Raw genomic sequence first — 18,924 nt, forward strand, 5'->3', positions numbered from 1 at the left:
GCCAGAACACAGATTGTCGGCGAAACGTCAGTTTCGCGACAGTCTCTTACATATTGCCGCCCTTGCTGCCTTCCCACACACCGGTGGCGAGAGCAGACAGATAAGCGTTGATGAAGCCGTCAAGATCGCCGTCCATGACTGCGTTGATGTTCGCGTTCTCGAAGCCGGTACGGGTATCCTTCGCGAGGGTGTACGGCATGAAAACGTAAGAGCGGATCTGGCTGCCCCATTCGATCTTCTGCTGAACGCCCTTGATGTCGGAGATCTTCTCGAGGTGCTCGCGCTCCTTGATCTCGACCAGCTTGGAGCGCAGCATGCGCAGACAGTTTTCCTTGTTCTGGAGCTGGCTTCGCTCGGTCTGGCAGGCAACGACAATGCCGGTCGCCTTATGGATGAGTCGGACCGCAGAGGAGGTCTTGTTGATGTGCTGACCGCCTGCACCGGACGAACGGTAAACCTGCATCTCGTAGTCGTCCGGCTTGATTTCGAAGTCCGCGGAGGTATCCGGAATGTCCGGCACGACCTCGACAGCCGAGAACGAAGTCTGACGGCGGCCGGATGCGTCGAACGGGGAGATGCGGACCAGACGATGCACGCCGCTCTCGCCCTTGAGGAAGCCGTAGGCGTTCTCGCCCTCGATGAGGATGTCGGCGGACTTGATGCCGGCGGTGTCTCCGTCCTGATAGTCCATGATCTTGTAGGTAAAGCCGTGGCGCTCTGCCCAGCGCGTGTACATGCGGTACAGCATCGCGCACCAGTCCTGCGCCTCGGTGCCGCCTGCGCCGGCATGGAAGGACACGAGGGCGTTGTGGCTGTCGTATTCACCGGTGAGCAGCGTGCCGAGCTTCTGCTCCGCTACGGTATCCTCGAGCTCCTTGAAGCCGGTCTCAAGCTCCTCGAGCATGGACTCGTCATCCTCCTCGATCGCCATCTCGCAGATGGTCAGCAGGTCGTCGCACAGCGTACACATCCTGCCATACGCCTCGACCTTGCCCTTGAGCGAGCCCATGCGGGAGACGATCTTCTGGCTCTCCTCCGGGTTGTCCCAGAAGCCGGGCTGGGAGGACTTGATCTCGAGCTCCTCTACCTCGCGCTTCGCCTGCTCGATGCCGAGCGCCTTGTCGAGGCCTTCGATCTCTGGCTTGAGGTTGTTCAGTTTCACCTTGTATTCTTCAAACTGCAGCATATAAATGCTCCTTCTTCTGTATTTTCAGCTATCTTATAGTATACCGTTTTGCGGAGACCTTGTAAAGAATTTTTCTGAAATTACGGGGTAAAACCCGCTCTGCCGGTCAAATTGATTCTGTACCGGCGTCGGCTTCCGCGCGTCAGCACACAGATCGCCGGCAAAACGGCGGTTTCGCGCCGGTCTCGCCGTAAAGAATATGCAAATATTGAGAAGTTCGGCTTGACTAATTGCAGCTTTTCGCATATGATAGACTGGTAAGAGGGAGTAGCTCACGCCGCACGGCGTGGTCGGCAACGCCATCCCCGGCGGGAAACCGCCCGGTGCCGGACCGCAAGCAGCGAGACTTTTATTGCACGCATGGGTGCAATGAAGGTCTTTTTTTTATGCGGTGCGCGATTTCTACCCGATCTGCGGCCTGTCCGCAGTATTCTAACAGCAGGAGGAACTGTTTATGCTGTCATTTGTCATGCTTGTCATCGGTTTCGTGCTTCTCGTGTGGGGCGCGGACAAATTCGTCGAGGGCGCGAGCGCACTCGCGCGTAAAATGGGCGTCTCGCCCCTGCTCGTCGGTCTGACCATCGTTGCCTTCGGTACGTCCATGCCGGAGCTTGCAGTCAGCGTCACGGCGGCGCTCCGGGGCGCGAACGAGATCGCGGTCGGCAACGTCGTCGGCTCGAACATGTTCAATCTGCTCGTTGTCGCCGGCCTTTCTGCCGTCATCTGTCCGCTCGTGATGGATAAGATGCTGCTGCGCCGCGACTGGCCGCTGTCCATTTTTGCGGCGGTGCTGCTGCTCGTCGCCATCGCGCCGGATCATGTCATCGCGCGCTGGGAAGGCGCGGTGCTGCTGGTCATCTTTGCCGTCATTCTCAGCCGCCAGATCAAGGCGGCGCTGAACGACCGCGCTCAGCTCGCAGCGGCGGAGGCGGAAGCGGCGGAAGAGGCGGCGGAAATGACCAAATCGCCCGTCATGATCTGGGTCAATATCGTGCTCGGCCTCGCCTGCATCGTGCTCGGCGGTCAGCTCGCGGTAAACGGCGCGACCGGCATCGCGCGCATGTTCGGTCTGAGCGAAACGCTCATCGGTCTGACCATCGTCGCCATCGGCACGAGCCTGCCCGAGCTGGTCACCTCGATCGTCGCGGCGCGCAAGGGACAGAACGAGATCGCCATGGGCAATGTAATCGGCTCCAATCTGTTCAATATTCTGCTTATTCTCGGCGTTTCTGCGGTTATTACGCCTATCCCGGTGCAGGCGACGTCGATCATCGACTGCCTGTTCCTCATCGCCATCAGCGTCGTGTTCTACCTCCCGGCGCGCAAGGGCAAGCTCGGCCGCCTGCCGGGCGCGGTGATGGCTGCGATGTATGTCGCGTACACGGCCTACCTCATCATGCGGTAAAACGATAAAAAATAAGTAGGCGGGTGAACGCAGCCTGCTGCGTTCACCCGCCGGAGCGGTCAGCCCTGCTGCTGGCCGTTCTTTCTGTTCTGGGAATTCTGCTGAGACTGGTCCTGCTGATTCTGCTGGGACTGGTTCTGCTTATCCTGATAACGGTTCTGTTTCATAGCGGTGTTTCACCTCTTCTTTGAGTTTTCGCTCATAGTCTGCACGGAAGAGACGAAAAATATACGGCAAGGGGTTGCGAAAATGCGCAAAAGCTGATAAAATTGTTGTGCGTGTTATGACGCAGCACTATTGTTTAATATTATTTGCTGATAGAAAGAGGGACATTTAACATGTCGGGACATTCGAAATGGAACAACATCGCCAAGCGCAAGGGCGCAAACGATGCAAAGAAGGCTAAAATCTTCACCAAGATCGGCCGTGAGATGGCGATCGCGATCAAGGAGGGCGGCTCGGCCAACCCGGACTTCAACTCCCGTCTGCGCGACTGCATCGCAAAGGCAAAGGCAAACAACATGCCGAACGACAACATCAAGCGCACGCTCGACAAGTACTCCGGTGCGAACGGTCAGGTCGATTACGAGGCAAACAACTACGAGGGCTACGGCGTAGGCGGCGTTGCAGTCGTTGTCGAGACGCTGACCGACAACAAGAACCGCACGGTAGCAGACGTTCGCCACCTGTTCGACAAGTACGGTGCAGGTCTGGGCGCTTCCGGCTGCGTATCCTGGCAGTTCGACAAGAAGGGCGTTATCATCATGGAGAAGGGCGACCTCGACGAGGACACCGTCATGATGCAGGCGCTCGATGCAGGCGCAGAGGACTTCCTCGCTGACGAGGAGACCTTCGAGATCTACACCGCGCCGGATGACTTCTCTGCTGTCCGCGAGGCGCTCGAGAAACTCGGCTACGAGTTCGTTGAGGCGCAGGTCGAGATGGTTCCGCAGAACTACATCACCCTCGAGAAGGAAGAGGATATGGCCCAGATGCGCAAGCTGCTCGATGGTCTCGAGGATAACGACGACGTTCAGGCCGTCTGGCACAACTGGGAGAACGAGGCCGATTACGAGGGCTGAGTTCCGCCTGAAACCGAAAAGAGAAAGACAGCTGCTTGATTGCGGCTGTCTTTTTTGCTTTTTGCCTGCTTTTTATCTCCTATTTGCGTGCATCCTGTGCTATAATATATTCTGAATAAGAATGCAATGAAAGGGGTTTCCCTCTGTGGCTGATATTACCGTACAGAACCTGACCAAATACTACGGCGACCGCCTGATTTTGAAGGATATTTCCTTTGACATACAGCCGGGCGAGAAGGTCGCCATTCTGGGCGCGAACGGCGCCGGAAAAACCACGCTCCTCAACATCCTGACCGGACGTCTGCCGTATGACGGCGGCCACGTCGGCTTCGGACAGGGCCGCACGGCGGGCGTCATCGACCAGATGCCGGATTTCCCGCCTGAATGCACGGTGGAGGACATCCTCCGGCTCGCGTTCAAGGAATCCGACGAGGTCGCGGCAGCAATGGACGAGCTGACCGACGAAATGACGCGCAAGCCGGACGATGCCTCTCTGCTCAAGCGCTACGCGCAGCTCGAGACCCGCCTCGAGATCCTCGGCGGCTACAATCGCGATTACGAGATCAACCGCGTGTGCAACGGTCTGGAAATTCCGCAGGAGATGCGCTCGCAGAAGTTCAGTCTGCTTTCCGGCGGCGAAAAAACGCGCATCAACCTCGCGCGCATCATTCTCGAGCAGACCGACGTGCTGCTGCTCGACGAGCCGACCAACCACCTCGACATGGATGCGGTGGACTGGCTCGGCAGCTATCTGGAGAGCTACCGCGGCACGGTCATGATCATTTCGCATGACCGCTGGTTCATCGACCAGTGCTGCGACCGCGTCATCGAAATCCACGACTGCACCTGCGATTTCTACAACGGCAACTACTCGTACTATGCGGTCGAGCGGGAACGCCGCCGCGAGGAGCAGCTCAAGCACCACGAGCACGAGCTGGCCGAGAAAAAACGTCTGGAAGCGACCGCGCGTTCCATGCATGAGCACGGCACCGAGCATCTGGCCAAGCGCGCGGCGTCTATCGAAAAGCGCATTGCGCGCATGAAGGTCACAGACCGGCCGAAAACCGACAAGAAAATGACCGTTACCTTCGGTGATCCGAACTACGAGACCGAGGAAGTGCTCAAGGTACGGGATATTACAAAAAGTTATGATGGACGAGAAATATTACATGACGTATCGTTCAACATCCGCAACCGCGAGCGCGTCGCGCTGCTCGGTGCGAACGGCGCCGGCAAAACCACCATGCTCAAGATCCTGCTCGGCGAGGAGACGCCGGACAGCGGCGTCATCCGCAAGGGCGTCGGCCTCAAGCCGGCCTATCTGCCGCAGCAGGTGCATTTCGCCAATCCGCACCGCAACCTCATCGACACGCTCATCTACGACAAGAACGTCTCCATGCAGGTGGCGCGTAACCGTCTCGGTTCGTTCCAGTTTATCGGCGAAACGCAGATGAAAACAGTGGATATGCTGTCCGGCGGTGAGAAAAGCCGCCTGCGCCTGTGCGAGCTGATGTACGATCCGCTCAACCTGCTCATCCTCGACGAGCCGACCAACCACCTTGATCTCGCCTCGCGCGAATGGATCGAGGAGGCCGTCGAGGCGTTCGACGGCACGCTGCTGTTCGTCTCGCATGACCGCTACTTTGTCGAGCGCTTTGCAACGCGCGTGCTGTACCTCGAAAACGGCCGTCTCATCGACTTTATCGGCTCGTACAGCGCGTTCCTCGACTGGCGCGCCAAGGGCGGCGGCGCTCTGCCTGCGGCGGAGGCTGCACCCGTCCCGAAGAAGAAAAAGGCAGCTGTCCCGACGCTGGATGATGTGCCGAAGCCGCCTGAAAAGCCGAAGCGCACGGGCGGTACGAAAAACCTTCAGAAGCAGCTGAGCACGCTCGAGCGCGAGATCTCGCAGCTCGAGACCCAGTCGGGCGAACTGGAGCAGCAGATGGTGGACGCGGCGTCCGACTCGTCGCGCCTGCTCGAGCTGATGACCGAAAAGGAGACCTGCGACGAAAAGCTCGCCGCGAAGATGGACGAGTGGGAAGCGGTCGCGGCAGAACTGGAGGCTATGCAGTGAAAAACGCAAAGGGATGGATAGGGCTTGCGGTGCTGTTCGCCGTCATCGGCGCGCCGCAGCTGTTCTGGAAGCCGTCGCGGTTCGGCGGCATCTTTCTGATCGCGCTCGCGGCCGGCTGCACGGGGGAGTGGCTGATGGTGCGCGGACGCGAGAAATACAGGGTCTGCCGCGTGCTGGCGCGCGTGGGACAGGTGCTTTTCAGCCTGTTCGTGCTCTCATTTGCGCTCGTGCAGATCTGCATCATCGGGGTACATTTCGAGGAAAACGACCCGGCAGCCGCGCCAAAGGCGGACTATTACCTGACGCTCGGCGCACTCGTCAATCCGGACGGACAGCCGTCAGCGGCGCTTGCCGCGCGCTGTGACGCGGCGATCAGCGTGCTGAATGCCAATCAGGAGAGCCGCGCCATCCTGTGCGGCGGACAGGGCGGCGACGAGCCGCGCACCGAGGCGGAGGCTATGCGGGACTACATGACGGCGCACGGCGCCGACCCGGCGCGGCTGATTCTGGAGGATACATCGAGTACGACCATCGAGAATATCGCGAACGCGAAAAAGCTGCTGCCCGAAGGCGCGGCGGTCGCGGTCATCACGAATGACTACCATCTCGCCCGGGCGCGCCGTCTGCTCGCACACGCCGGTCTGGGCGATGCAGGCGTACCGGCGAAAACACCGCACCCCAGTCAGTGGGCGGCGGTGCGCTGCCGGGAGTACTGCTCCATTATGGGACTGATGCTCACCGGGCGCTGGTGAATTGCACGATTTGGAGATAGATTATGTTTGAGAAACTGAAAATGCTGTCCGCGCGGCTCGACGAGCTGGAAATGCGCCTGTCCGCGCCGGATCTGTACGATGATCCTGCCCGCGCGGCGCGGCTGCTGCGTGAAAGGAACGAGCTTGAGCCGATCGTCGAAGCATACCGTGCATACGAGCGGGCGCAGCAGCAGCTCGCTGACGCGACGGAAATGCTGTCCGACCCGGATATGAAGGAGCTTGCGCAGGAGGAGCTCCAGCAGGCCAAGAGCGACATCGCGCGGCTTGAGGGAGAGCTCAAGCTCCTGCTTCTGCCCAAGGACCCGAACGACGAGAAGAACATCTATGTCGAAATTCGCGGCGGCGCAGGCGGCGAGGAAAGCGCACTGTTTGCGGCCGACCTGTACCGCATGTACACGATGTACGCGGACAGGCGCGGCTGGCAGACCGAGGTGATGAGCCGTTCCGAGACCGAGCTGGGCGGCTATAAAGAGATCGTGTTCCGCGTCGCAGGTGACCGCGTGTATTCGCGGCTCAAGTTCGAGAGCGGCGTACACCGCGTCCAGCGCGTGCCGGAGACCGAGAGTCAGGGCCGCGTGCATACCTCGACCACAACGGTGGCCGTGCTGCCCGAAGCGGAGGAGCTTGATTTCTATATCGACCCGAAGGATCTGCGCATCGACACGTTCCGTGCGTCCGGCGCCGGCGGCCAGCACATCAACAAGACCTCGTCCGCTATCCGCGTCACGCACATCCCGACCAATACCGTTGTCGAGTGTCAGGACGAGCGCAGCCAGCACAAAAACAAGGAAAAGGCGCTGTCCGTGCTGAGAAGCCGCCTGTATGAGGCCGAGGTAGAAAAGCAGCGCGCCGCCATCGCGGCCGACCGCAAAAGTCAGGTCGGCACGGGCGACCGTTCTGAGCGCATACGCACCTATAATTTCCCGGAAAACCGTGTGTCCGACCACCGCATCAAGCTGACCATCTACAAGCTCGACCAGTTCCTGAACGGCGACATGGACGAGATCCTTGACGCACTCATCGCGGCGGACACGGCGGAAAAGCTGCGGCAGCAGAGCGAAGCGTGAGACTGTTGCGAAACTGACGTTTCGCCGACGATCTGTGTTCATGCGCGCTGCCGCGCGAGTGCTGTTTGGCGCGGGCAAATGGACTTTATCGACAGACTGAAATACTACCATAAATGGAAGTGGAAATACATGAAAACAACTCTTTTGACCCCGGAAACCGACGAAAACGCGATAAAGACCGCGGCGGAGCTCATTCGTCAGGGCGAGGTGGTCGGCATGCCGACCGAGACCGTGTACGGCCTTGCGGCGAACGCGCTGAACGGCGAGGCGGTGAAGAAGATATTCCTTGCCAAGGGCCGCCCGCAGGACAATCCGCTCATCGTGCACATCGCGGATTTCGACCAGATCTATGACCTGTGCCCGAGCGTGCCGCCGCAGGCAAAACAGCTCGCCGAGGCGTTCTGGCCCGGCCCGATGACCATGATCGTACCCAAGGGCGACTGCATCCCGGACGAGGTCTCGTGCGGCCTTGATACGGTCGGCATCCGCCTGCCGTCGCACCCGATGGCGCGCGCACTCATCCGCGAGAGCGGCGTACCGCTCGCCGCGCCCTCCGCGAATACCTCGGGCCGCCCCTCGACCACGACGGCCGCGCACGTCATGCGCGACATGGACGGCAAGATCGCGGCGGTGCTGGACGGCGGCGCGTGCGGCGTCGGCGTGGAGAGCACGGTCATCACGCTCGCGCTCGAGCGGCCGCGCCTGCTGCGTCCGGGCGGCATCACGCTCGAACAGCTGCGCTCGGTGCTCGGCGAGGTCGATGTGGACCGCGCACTGTACGAGAAGATCGGAGACGACGTAAAGGTGTCCGCTCCGGGCATGAAATACCGCCATTACGCGCCGAAAGCGCCGGTAACGGTCGTGCGCGGCGACCCGGCACAGACCGCAGCGTATATCGCGCAGCATATTGGCGAAAAGACCGGCGTGATGTGCTTCGACGAATACCGGGACTGCTTCCCTGGCTGCGTGGTCGAATGCTTCGGCTCGGAGAACGACCTCGGCACACAGGCGCGCGAGGTGTTCGACCGTCTGCGCGCGTTCGACGATACCGACGTGCGGCAGATCTGGGCGCAGTGCCCCTCGGACGAAGGACTCGGCCTCGCCGTCGCAAACCGGATTAAGAAAGCAGCGGGGTTCTCGGTTGTTGAGGTGTAACGATGGCCGTTCCGAAGTATGATGAGATGTATGCCGAGTTTTTGAATGGCTGGTATCTCATCTTCTGGAAAAAATGGGCTACGGCGTTTCGGAGCTGGAATTAAGTAAAACGAACCATCAATCACGCGATGGCGGGATAGACGGTGTCATTCGTCAGGATAAATTGGGATTTGATAAAATTTACATCCAGGCGAAACGATGGGATTTAAATACCGCCGTTGGACGTCCGGAATTGCAGAAATTTTATGGTGCATTACCGAATGGAACCGTGCATGGTCTGTTCATTACTACGGCACGTTTTTCGGACGATGCGATAGAATATGCGCAAAGCCGGAATAATATTGTTTTGGTAGATGGTATTCGTTTGGCAAAACTGATGATCGAACATAATGTCGGCGTTTCTGTTGAAACACAGTACGTTGTTAAACGGCTCGATTCTGATTTTTTTCGCGATGAATAGGAAGTGAAACAAATGAAAATCATCGGCTTGACCGGCGGCAGCGGCACGGGAAAGGGCACGGTTGCGGCGCGGATGCGCTCGCTCGGTGCAGGCTGGGTGGACGCGGATGCCGTCTATCGCGGACTCTGCGCGGAAAACCGCGCAATGCTGGACGCACTGGACGCGGCGTTCGGCGGCGTGACTGACGAAAACGGTGCGCTCGACCGGCCGAAGCTTGCGAAGATCGTGTTTTCCGACCCGGAAAAGCTCGCGGAGCTCAACCGTATCACTACGCCTTATATCCGTGCGGCGTCGCTCGCGGCCATCCGTGCGCAGAGCGCCTGCCCTGTCGTGCTGTACGACGCGCCGACGCTGTTCGAGGCGGGCGCGGACGATTTCTGCGATGCGGTCATCGCTGTGCTCGCGCCGCATGACACGCGCGTTTCGCGCATCATCGAGCGCGACCATCTCCCGGAGGAGGCCGCCCGCGCGCGCATCGACGCGCAGCCGCCGGACAGCTTCTACCGCGCAAAATGCGGCTATATCATCGAAAACAACGGCGATCTCGATACACTGTACCGGGATACCGATGCTTTATATCAAATTCTCATGAAGTAATTCGGATTTTCGCAAAGGAGAATGAACTATGACTTCCGAACAGCTTTTTTATGACAAAAAGACCGGCTTTGACCGCCTGACCGAGGCGGACAGGCAGGGCATTCAGACCTACGCCGAGGGCTACAAGACCTTCCTCGACGAGGCCAAGACCGAGCGCGACGCCGTAAAGGAGATCGCACGCATGGCGGAGGCAAAGGGCTTCCGCGCATGGACGCGCGACGATACCCTCAAGACTGGCGACAAGATCTACCGCATCAACCGTCACAAGGGCATCATGCTCGCCGTGATCGGCGAGAAGAGCCTCGCTGAGGGCGTCCGCCTGACCGCCGCGCATCTGGATGCGCCGCGCGTCGACATCCGCACCGTGCCGCTCTACGAGGACAACGGCATGGCCTTTTTCAAGACCCATTACTACGGCGGCATTAAAAAGTATCAGTGGACTACCATTCCGCTCGAGCTGCGCGGTGTTGTCTGCGTCTGCGACAAGGGCGAGGTCAAGCGCGTCGCGGTCCGCGTGGGCGACAAGCCGGGCGACCCGAAATTCGTCATCACCGACCTCCTCCCCCATCTCGCCGCAAATCAGATGAGCAGGAAGGCGACCGAGATCGTCAAGGGCGAGGGCCTCAATATCCTCGTCGGCTCGGTCCCGAGCGAGACTGTGGACGAAAAGTGCAGCGAAAAAATCAAGCTCGCCGTAATGGAGCATCTCAATCGCGAATACGGCATGACCGAGGCGGATTTCCTGTCCGCAGAGCTGTGCTGCGTGCCGGCGTTTGGCGCTTGCGACATCGGTTTCGACCGCTCGTTTGTCGGCGCCTACGGCCATGATGACCGCGTCTGCTCCTATCCGGCGGCCACTTCCCTGTTCGACCTGACCGAAACGCCCGCGCATACCGGCGTCTGCCTGCTCGTGGACAAGGAGGAGATCGGCTCGGACGGCGTGACCGGCATGCAGTCCCGCGCGTTCGAGACCTTTATGGGCGATCTGTGCCGCGCACAGGATGTGCTGCTCGACGAGTGCTTTGAGAACTCGGTCTGCCTGTCCGCCGATGTGTGCAACGCCTTCGACCCGAATTATCCGGAGGTCTCCGAAAAGCGCAACGACGCGCGCGCAAACTGCGGCTTTGCCCTCGTCAAGTACACCGGCGCACGCGGCAAATCCGGCACGTCGGACGCGACGGCGGAGCTGATGGCGCGCATCCGCTGCATCTTCGACAAGGCCGGCATCATCTGGCAGACCGGCCAGCTCGGCCGCGTCGATCAGGGCGGCGGCGGCACGGTCGCGATGTACCTCGCCAACCGCAACATCGATACCGTAGACGCAGGCGTTCCGGTTCTGTCCATGCACGCTCCGTTCGAGTGCATCGCCAAGCTCGACCTCTATATGGCCTACAAGGGCTTCGGCGCATTCTATAAGGACTAAAGAAGATAAAAGACGCTGCGCATTGTGCTATTTGAGCTGCTAGCCCAAACTACTCGCAGCGCTAAATTATCCAATCTGCACCGGCTGGCCGCGCACTGATAGCGCTGAAATCACGGCAGCAAAATTCCCCGGCATAAAGCAAAAGGAGAGCACAGACAAAAATCCGTGCTCTCCTTCGTTTTTAGCCAAGCATCTCCGATGCGACGGCCAAAGGAAGGTCAGGGGAGTCAAGAGGGGAAAGTACTCATCTAATCCGCGCAAGACGCGGGAAAGAGGATAGTGGGCTACGGCCGAAACCATTGGTGTCCTTTCCCCTTTTGCCCCTGCCGGTGGGCACCGGCAGTCTCTGCCACCAGACGGCGGCCATCACTTCCCTGCCCCGAGGGGGCGGAAAAACTCACATCGCGTGATCGAGCGTCACCACCGGGTTAAACCGCTGGTCGATCGCCTTGAGATCGTCGTAAATCGTCATGAGCAGCCTGCGTTTACCCTCATCGTCGTAGCTGAACGGCACGACAACATCAAAGATCAGATTGATCTGCCGCTCGCCGTCCACAACGCGGAAATCGTGCATGGAGAGCTTTTCGTCGATGCCGCGCAGCACGCCGTCCACCTGCTCGCGCAGCGCGTTGATGTGCTCGTCGTTGACGTCGATCGGGTCCATATGGATGACGAGATAAACGCCGGTCTGCTGCCAGACGCGCTTCTCCGCCTCGTCGATCTCCTCGTGTACGGCGACAAAATTGCTGTCACTCGGTACCTCGGCGTGCAGAGAGGCAAGGGCGCGGCCTGCACCGTAGTTGTGAACGATCAGGTCGTGAACGCCGACGATGTGCTCGGAGTCGAGCACGATATGCTCGATATTCTTCGCCATGACCGGATCGGCGGCCTCGCCGAGCAGAGGTGCTACCGTATCGCGCGCGATGCCGATGCCCGACCAGATGATGAACGCCGCGACCAGAATGCCCACATAGCCGTCAACCGGCAGCGGGGTGAAGCGGCCCGCGACCATGCCGAGTACGACGACCGAGGTCGTGATTACGTCGTTGCGGCTGTCCTGACCGGCCGCGATGAGAACCGGCGAGTCGATGCGGCGGCCGAGCGTGGTGTTGAACAGCCCCATCCACAGCTTGACGAGCATGGAGACCGCCAGAATGCCGGTCAAAAGCGCGGAAAACGCGACAGCGGACGGATGAATGATGCGGTCGAGCGACGTTTTGAAGAATTCGAAGCCGACCAGCAGGATGATGAACGAAACGATCAGGCCGGCAATGTACTCCGTGCGGCCGTAGCCGAACGGATGCTTTTCGTCCGGTTCGCGGTTTGCGACCTTGAAGCCGACGATGGAGATCATGCAGGAAAGTCCGTCGGACAGGTTGTTAAAGGCGTCCGCCGCAATGGAAATCGCGCCCGTCACCAGACCGATGGTCAGCTTGAGCGCGAACAGGAACAGATTGCACGCAAGCCCCACCGCGCCGGAAAGAATGCCGTACTGTTCACGCACGGCGGCCGAGCGGGTGTCCTCCGCGTTTTTGATAAAAAGGCGAATGAGTGCCTTTGTCATAAAAATCCCCTCGCAAGTAAAATATGGTGTATCCCGAGGAGGATCGCAGCCTGGAGCACCATAACGGCGGGAATGCCGAGCATGAAAATGCGGTGCAGGGTTTTGTGGCGGATGAGCAGCATGCAGGCGAAGACGCCCGGGCCGCCGCCGACGAGCGCCCAGAAAAACAGCGTGCGCTCGGGCACGCGCTTCCAGCCTCGCGCCGCGGCGAGCTTGTCGTAAATACAGACGACAGCGCCGATCACGCTGACTGCGATGAAGTAGTATAACACGTTCTGCATGGAGACAGAACCTCCGTTTCCGGGATTTCTCCCAATTTTAGCACAACCGTCCGCTCAAAGAAAGTCAGAACGGCGAAAAGTAGCATATGCTAACGAAAAAGTAGCAAAAGCTAACGGGATTAGCGGTTTCTAACGCGAAAAAGTGCGCTGCACCGCTGAGCGGACAGAAGGAAACCGCAGAAGGACGAGAATTCCCTCTGCGGTTTCGATAACGATCAGATGGATTCGCGGATGATGTCCTCAATCTCGCCGGATTCGAGCCTGCGCGGGTCGGCGCGGAACAGACCGCCCATCGTAACGACGGCGTTTTCCGCGATCTTTCCGCAGTCCTCTTCCCTGACGCCGTAGTCTGCGAGACGCAGCGTATCAACGCCGCAGGCCTGCTGCATCTCTGTGAGCGCCGCAAGGAAGTCCTCGGGACGGGTCGCGTCAGCCTTGCCCATCGCGCGCGCGATGGCCGCCATGCGTGCGCCCGCGACCTCGGCAAAGCGCTTCCAGTAGGCGTTCGAGATCATGATAAGGCCCGCGCCGTGCGGCAGGTCGGGATGGAACGCGCTGAGCGCGTGCTCGATGGCGTGCTCGCCCGTGCAGCTGGACAGCGTTTCGACAAAACCGGCAAGCGTGTTGGCGAGCGCAACGTCCGCGCGCGCCTCGGCGTTCGAGCCGTCCCTGACGGCGGCTGCGAGCGACCTGCCGATCAGCTCGATGGCCTGGAGCGCGAACATATCGCTCATGGGCGTCGAAGTCGACGCGAGATAACCCTCTGCGGCATGGAAAAAGGCGTCGAAGCCCTGATATGCGGTCAGATGCGGCGGAACGGTCATCATGAAGTCCGGATCGACGATCGAAACCGCCGGGAAGCATTTTTCGCCGCCGCCGCCGATCTTTTCCTCGCCGTTGGTGATGACGGTGAACGGGTCGGCCTCGGTGCCGGTGCCGGCCGTGGTCGGGATCGCGACAAGGGGCAGACCGTCCTTCGCCATGCGTTTGCCGCCGCCCGTGCCGCCGTGGATGTAGTCCCACCAGTCGCCGTCGTTGGTCGCCATGATCGCGACGGCCTTCGCGGTGTCGATGGACGAGCCGCCGCCCAGACCGACGATGAACGCGATCTTCTCGCTGCGGCAGAGCGCCGCGCATTCGCGCACGCCTTCGATGGTCGGATTGGGCTTTACCTTGTCGTAAACGAGCGTTTCATGACCGGCTTCCTTGAGAATGCCGGCGACCTTCGCCACATAGCCGAGCTTTGTCGTGGACGAGCCGCCCGTGATGATCAGGCCGCGGCCCTCGGGCAGACGCGCACGCGAGAGCTTGCCCACCGCGCCGCTGCCGAAAAACAGCCGGGTCGGCATGTAAAAACTGAAAACACTCATGTTGCAGCCTCCTTAAAAAAGGGAGCCGAGCGGCTCCCCTGCACTTCGTGGATATTTGATATGCAGGCGTCTGTCTATACAGCGCCCAACAATATCATTATAGCAAACTGCGGCTTCAAAGAAAAGAGTAAAATACAACGAAAATGGTCGGAATATTTAGTGCATTGTGCAAAGAAAAACTATGCAAAAAACGCTTGACGTTGTGCAGAATTGATGATATTATTAGGTCACAGAAAAGGAAAGGGCAAACACCCAAAGCCGAAAGTCCTATCTCACAGGCCCGGGCGACACCCACCAGAAACTTTTCTGAACAGATGGCGAAAGCCAAATCTTTTGAAAGAGGTGAGTCCAATGGTAACAGAAGAAATATCCTGCAAGCTTACGAGGCTCGCCAGGACGCTGTGACCGAAACGATCAAGGTGATAGCTATTAAAAAAGAACGCGGGTTCCAGACTACACGGACGAACCGCCTGAAAAGCGCGATCGGTTTCTGACCAAAGTTCGCACGGCAGCTTTGGGGAAGCGATCCCCTTTATGAAATATCCGGAATGACGACTGACGGTGAACACGGATCGAGGCAGCGGGAAAGTAAGGTTCGTAAACAAGAACAAAGGCCATAAACCTCAAATGATGCGCCGAATGGTAGAAAACAGTATCCGATTGATACCTGCAAGATGCCGAATAACTGCGCACCCAATGGCCGATGGGCATGCTGATGAGCATGGTGGAGCAGGAAGAACGCAGCACGCGGAGATGATATCAAAGCGGCAGAACAATACGTTTTTTCGGCGGCAGGCAGACAACAACACTGATGCGGCCGCACATTTTCCCATTTATATAAAGTTTGAAAGTGTAAGACTCGAATTGATATTCATCAAGTCGGGTGAGACTCGTAAAAAGCAGGATAATTGCACCATCTGTCAAATGAAATGTAAAGGACGAACTCCAATGCCGTAAGTCACGATGATTATTCCCCTTATTTCAGGAGAAAACCAAAACCGCAGTTTGATCTCTCACCGGCAAAGGCAACAGCTTTCGCAGAACGTTGAAAGAAAAAACTGAAGGCCATGCGAAAAAAATAATAATGCTATAGAAATTCTGATACAAAACAACGGCGCGTATCCCGTTGAGAAAAGAGGATCTATGGAAATCATCCAGTAAAAGCCCTCGTTTGATGCAATGCAAACGAGGGCTTTTTTTACTGTCGAAAAACTCCGTTTTTCCGACAGGCTGTATTCTGACTTCGCAGAACACGAGTTGTCCGAAAATTCTCGTGCGGAAACTTCTTCCTCCTGTTTCAGTTAAACGCTTCGTCGTCGCGCTCGGCAAACATGCGGTGAACGCGCTCCTTCAGCAGAGGCCAGCCGCTGAGGGATGGGTCGGCTGCGAGCAGCGCCTCTGCTTCTTCGCGTGCGTTCTGCATGAGCGCGAGGTCTGCGGAGAGGTCCGCCACATGCAGCGCCGGGAGACCGTGCTGACGGCGGCCGAAAAAGTCGCCGGGGCCGCGCTGAGAGAGGTCGGCGCGCGCGATTTCAAAGCCATCATTCGTCTTACAGAGGATTTTCAGCCGTTCCCGGGCGGTCGCGCCCTTGTCTGCACCGAAAAAGACGCAGTAGGACTGCCGCGTACCGCGGCCGACGCGGCCGCGCAGCTGATGCAGCTGCGACAGACCGAAACGATCTGCATCCTCGACGACCATGAGATTCGCGTTCGGTACGTCCACGCCGACCTCGATCACCGTCGTCGCAACCAGAATATCATACTTTTGCGCCGCAAAATCACGCATTACTGCGTCTTTTTCGGCGTTTTTCATACGTCCGTGCAGCACTGCTACGCGGCGGTGCGGCAGCTGCGCCTGAAGATCCTTCGCGTGCTGCTCGGCGCTTTTGAGCCTGCTGTCCCCTTCCCCGTCCTCAACGAGAGGACAGACTACATAAACCTGTCCGCCTGCGGCGAGCTGCTTCTCGATGAAGGCGGTGATGCGGCGGCGCATATTCTCCCCTACCGCGTAGGTCTCGACCGGACTTCTGCCGGGCGGCGTCTCGTCCAGAATGGATACGTCGAGGTCGCCGTACATGATCAGCGCGAGCGTGCGCGGGATGGGTGTCGCGGACATGACGAGCACGTGCGGCATCTCGCCCTTGGCAGACAGCGCTGCGCGCTGTGCGACGCCGAAACGGTGCTGCTCGTCCGCAATTACTGCACCGAGACGGTGAAAAACGACGCTCTGCTGGATGAGGGCGTGCGTGCCGACCACGACGTTCGCGGCTCCGCTTTCGATGGCGGCGAGCGCCGCACGTTTCTGCGCGGCGGTCATCGAGCCGGTCAGCAGCGTGCAGGTCAGACCGAGTTTGCCGAGCATGGGCGAGAGGGTTTCCGCATGCTGCGCGGCGAGGATCTCGGTCGGCGCCATAAAGGCGGCTTGCCAGCCGTTCTGTGCCGCGAGCGCGCAAAGCGCGGCAGCAACGACGGTCTTGCCCGAACCGACATCGCCCTGCACGAGGCGGTTCATCGGACGGCCTGAGGCGCAGTCTGCCGCAATTTCCATGATGGCGCGGCGCTGTGCGCCCGTCGGAGCGAACGGCAGAGCTGCGAAAAATTCCTCCAGACGGTCGCCGCGGAACAGAATGCCGCTGTCTGCGCGGCGGCGCTCCCTGAGCTGCTGGAGGCCGCAGCAGAGCAGGAAAAGCTCCTCGAACACCATGCGGCGACGCGCTTCGTTCACATCTTCCCTGTTTTTCGGGCGATGGATGGCGGCGAGCGCGTCGGCGGCGTCCGGAAGGCGGTATTTGACGCGCAGGACCTCGGGCAGCGGGTCGGGCCAGTCCCCCGGCACTGCGTCGAGCGCAGCTTCGGTCACGCGCGCCATGTCGCGCTGCGTCAGACCGGCGGTCAGCGGATAGACCGGCACGATACGGCCGGGATTCTGGTCGTTTTCCGCGACTTTTTCCGCCTGCGGAGAGATCATCTGCCGCGCCCGGCCGAAGCCCTGCACCCTGCCGTAAAACAGGTATTCCTGCCCGACGCGCAGCTGCGCCGTGATATAGGGCTGATTGAACCAGGTGACGCCGAGAGAGCCGCTTTCGTCAAAGATCGTGCATTTGACGAGCGTCATGCCCTTGCGGATGCGGCTGACCTTCGGCTCGGTGCCGAGAATTGCGCGCACGGCATATCGGTCCTCATCTGCGATGTCCGCGATGCGCGTGATCTGCGTGCGGTCCTCATAGTCGCGCGGATAGGTCTCCAGCGCGTCCTGCAAGGTCGAAATATGCAGTTTTTCGAACAGCTTCACCTTTTTCGGGCCGATGCCCTTGACGAACTGTACGCTGTCTGTGATGGCTGGCATGATGTCTCCCCTGCTGAAATCTGCGGATACAGTCTATTCTTTACGCAAAATAGTAATCGCGAATCGCGCGAGAGCGCGTATGAAAAAGCGTTTGCAAGGCAAACGCATAGCCCGTAGGCCTCTAACCTTGAAAGCTATGCAATGAGAGCAAACCGGGGGCGTGTACCTCGGTTTTTATACCCCTGGAGGGAGAAAGTTTCCGTATGGGAACTTTCGGACGACTCGTGTTCTGCGTAGTCAGAACACAGATTGTCGGCGAAACGTTAGTTTCGCGACAGTCTAATTAGTATTCTCTGTAAACTGCTTTGACAACGCCGAGGATTTGGCAGCCGGTGCCGTCGATGAGCGGGTACGCCGGGTTCTCCGGGCGCAGCCACACGCCGTCCGGCGTCAGGCAGAGCGTTTTGCAGGTCGCCTCGTCCTCGAGCAGCGCGATCACGATGTCGCCGTCGCGCGCCTCGACGTCCTGACGGATGATGACGAGGTCGTCGTTCATGATGCCGACGCCGATCATCGAGTCGCCGCGGATGCGCAGCGCGTAGTATTTGCCGCCGCTCGCCGCCGGCTCGAACGGCACATAGCCGATGTGCTCCTCGACCGCGAGGATCGGCATGCCGGCGGTGACGCGGCCGAGAATGGGCACGCGCGGCACCATGGAGGCGCCGCTGACCGGCGCGAGCGCGCGGGATTTGTGGTCGCTCGCCTCAAGATAGCCGGCCTCCTGTAATTTCTTCAGATGGGCATGCACGGTGGAGGTCGAGCGCAGACCGACCTCTGCGCAGATCTCGCGCACGGATGGCGGATAGCCGTGCTCCATGGAAAATGAGTTTATAAAATCAAGAATATTCTGCTGTTTATCAGATATTTTTTTCATGCTGCGGTCTCCCTCTCAATACCGTTGGAACATGTGTTCGGAATTATACCTTATTATATCGTGTTTCGCGAGTGAATGCAAACATTTGTTTGAAGAAAAACAGAAAAACTGCACGTTTGCCGCACGGTTTTGTCCTGCATTCCGCCGGCGGGATGTTCAATATCAGTGCATGTACTTGTATTTTCTGTGAATTTAGTATATGATATAGTAAACTACGAATGGGTTCCGAAAAGGCGGAAGATCATTTGATGCGAAAGCAGACGCAGG

16 protein-coding genes are annotated in these 18,924 nt (G+C 59.1%); 10 read left to right on the forward strand and 6 right to left on the reverse strand.

Annotated features, from left to right (window positions below):
* Nucleotides 1–46 precede the first annotated feature (46 nt).
* Nucleotides 47–1,186 (reverse strand): peptide chain release factor 2, encoded by a 1,140-nt coding sequence (prfB, locus tag H8S02_RS09360; protein ID WP_186970303.1) that lies wholly within the window; start codon nt 1,184–1,186, stop codon nt 47–49.
* Between the two features lie 454 nt (nt 1,187–1,640).
* Between prfB and H8S02_RS09365 the strand changes: the two genes are divergently transcribed.
* The 9 genes from H8S02_RS09365 (at nt 1,641) to H8S02_RS09405 (ending at nt 11,222) form a co-directional block, all read left to right on the forward strand.
* Nucleotides 1,641–2,591, forward strand: coding sequence for a calcium/sodium antiporter (locus H8S02_RS09365; protein WP_186970304.1), 951 nt, complete (start codon nt 1,641–1,643; stop codon nt 2,589–2,591).
* Between the two features lie 338 nt (nt 2,592–2,929).
* On the forward strand, nt 2,930–3,673 hold the full coding sequence (locus H8S02_RS09370; protein ID WP_118686094.1) for a YebC/PmpR family DNA-binding transcriptional regulator: 744 nt from the start codon (nt 2,930–2,932) through the stop codon (nt 3,671–3,673).
* 145 nt (nt 3,674–3,818) lie between these two features.
* Nucleotides 3,819–5,747 (forward strand): ABC-F family ATP-binding cassette domain-containing protein, encoded by a 1,929-nt coding sequence (locus H8S02_RS09375; RefSeq protein ID WP_186970305.1) that lies wholly within the window; start codon nt 3,819–3,821, stop codon nt 5,745–5,747.
* Nucleotides 5,744–6,499 carry a YdcF family protein gene (locus H8S02_RS09380; protein ID WP_186970306.1) on the forward strand — a complete coding sequence of 252 codons (756 nt, stop codon included), beginning with the start codon at nt 5,744–5,746 and terminating at the stop codon, nt 6,497–6,499. The genes H8S02_RS09375 and H8S02_RS09380 overlap by 4 nt, the downstream gene beginning before the upstream one ends.
* Nucleotides 6,500–6,522: 23 nt before the next feature.
* A complete protein-coding gene (gene prfA, locus H8S02_RS09385; RefSeq protein ID WP_186970307.1) occupies nt 6,523–7,587 on the forward strand; it encodes a peptide chain release factor 1 in 1,065 nt (354 codons plus the stop codon).
* 129 nt (nt 7,588–7,716) lie between these two features.
* Nucleotides 7,717–8,742, forward strand: a complete 1,026-nt coding sequence (locus H8S02_RS09390; protein ID WP_186970360.1) for an L-threonylcarbamoyladenylate synthase — start codon at nt 7,717–7,719, stop codon at nt 8,740–8,742.
* A 49-nt stretch (nt 8,743–8,791) separates the two neighbouring features.
* Nucleotides 8,792–9,202 (forward strand): restriction endonuclease, encoded by a 411-nt coding sequence (locus H8S02_RS09395; RefSeq protein ID WP_279287294.1) that lies wholly within the window; start codon nt 8,792–8,794, stop codon nt 9,200–9,202.
* 12 nt (nt 9,203–9,214) lie between these two features.
* Nucleotides 9,215–9,799: a dephospho-CoA kinase gene (gene coaE / locus H8S02_RS09400; protein ID WP_186970309.1), complete on the forward strand. Its 585-nt coding sequence runs from the start codon at nt 9,215–9,217 to the stop codon at nt 9,797–9,799.
* Nucleotides 9,800–9,827: 28 nt separating this feature from the next.
* The gene (locus H8S02_RS09405; RefSeq protein ID WP_186970310.1) at nt 9,828–11,222 is read left to right on the forward strand and encodes an aminopeptidase; all 1,395 of its coding nucleotides are present in this window, start codon (nt 9,828–9,830) and stop codon (nt 11,220–11,222) included.
* Between the two features lie 397 nt (nt 11,223–11,619).
* Here H8S02_RS09405 and H8S02_RS09410 read toward each other — a convergent pair whose 3' ends face one another.
* The 3 genes from H8S02_RS09410 to H8S02_RS09420 all read right to left on the reverse strand — a co-directional run bounded on the left by H8S02_RS09410 (nt 11,620) and on the right by H8S02_RS09420 (nt 14,437).
* Nucleotides 11,620–12,786, reverse strand: coding sequence for a cation diffusion facilitator family transporter (locus H8S02_RS09410; protein WP_186970311.1), 1,167 nt, complete (start codon nt 12,784–12,786; stop codon nt 11,620–11,622).
* Nucleotides 12,783–13,067, reverse strand: coding sequence for a DUF1294 domain-containing protein (locus H8S02_RS09415; RefSeq protein WP_186970312.1), 285 nt, complete (start codon nt 13,065–13,067; stop codon nt 12,783–12,785). Before H8S02_RS09415 ends, H8S02_RS09410 begins: the two co-directional genes overlap by 4 nt.
* Nucleotides 13,068–13,282: 215 nt before the next feature.
* Nucleotides 13,283–14,437, reverse strand: a complete 1,155-nt coding sequence (locus H8S02_RS09420; protein ID WP_186970313.1) for an iron-containing alcohol dehydrogenase — start codon at nt 14,435–14,437, stop codon at nt 13,283–13,285.
* A 143-nt stretch (nt 14,438–14,580) separates the two neighbouring features.
* On the opposite strand from H8S02_RS09420, the gene H8S02_RS09425 reads away from it, so the two are divergent.
* The gene (locus tag H8S02_RS09425) at nt 14,581–14,931 is read left to right on the forward strand and encodes a hypothetical protein (protein WP_186970314.1); all 351 of its coding nucleotides are present in this window, start codon (nt 14,581–14,583) and stop codon (nt 14,929–14,931) included.
* An 803-nt stretch (nt 14,932–15,734) separates the two neighbouring features.
* Here H8S02_RS09425 and recG read toward each other — a convergent pair.
* Nucleotides 15,735–17,783 carry an ATP-dependent DNA helicase RecG gene (gene recG / locus H8S02_RS09430; protein ID WP_186970315.1) on the reverse strand — a complete coding sequence of 683 codons (2,049 nt, stop codon included), beginning with the start codon at nt 17,781–17,783 and terminating at the stop codon, nt 15,735–15,737.
* A 283-nt stretch (nt 17,784–18,066) separates the two neighbouring features.
* The gene (gene lexA, locus H8S02_RS09435; protein WP_186970316.1) at nt 18,067–18,657 is read right to left on the reverse strand and encodes a transcriptional repressor LexA; all 591 of its coding nucleotides are present in this window, start codon (nt 18,655–18,657) and stop codon (nt 18,067–18,069) included.
* Nucleotides 18,658–18,924 lie beyond the last annotated feature (267 nt).

Source organism: Agathobaculum hominis, assembly GCF_014288055.1.
Lineage (GTDB): Bacteria > Bacillota > Clostridia > Oscillospirales > Butyricicoccaceae > Agathobaculum > Agathobaculum hominis.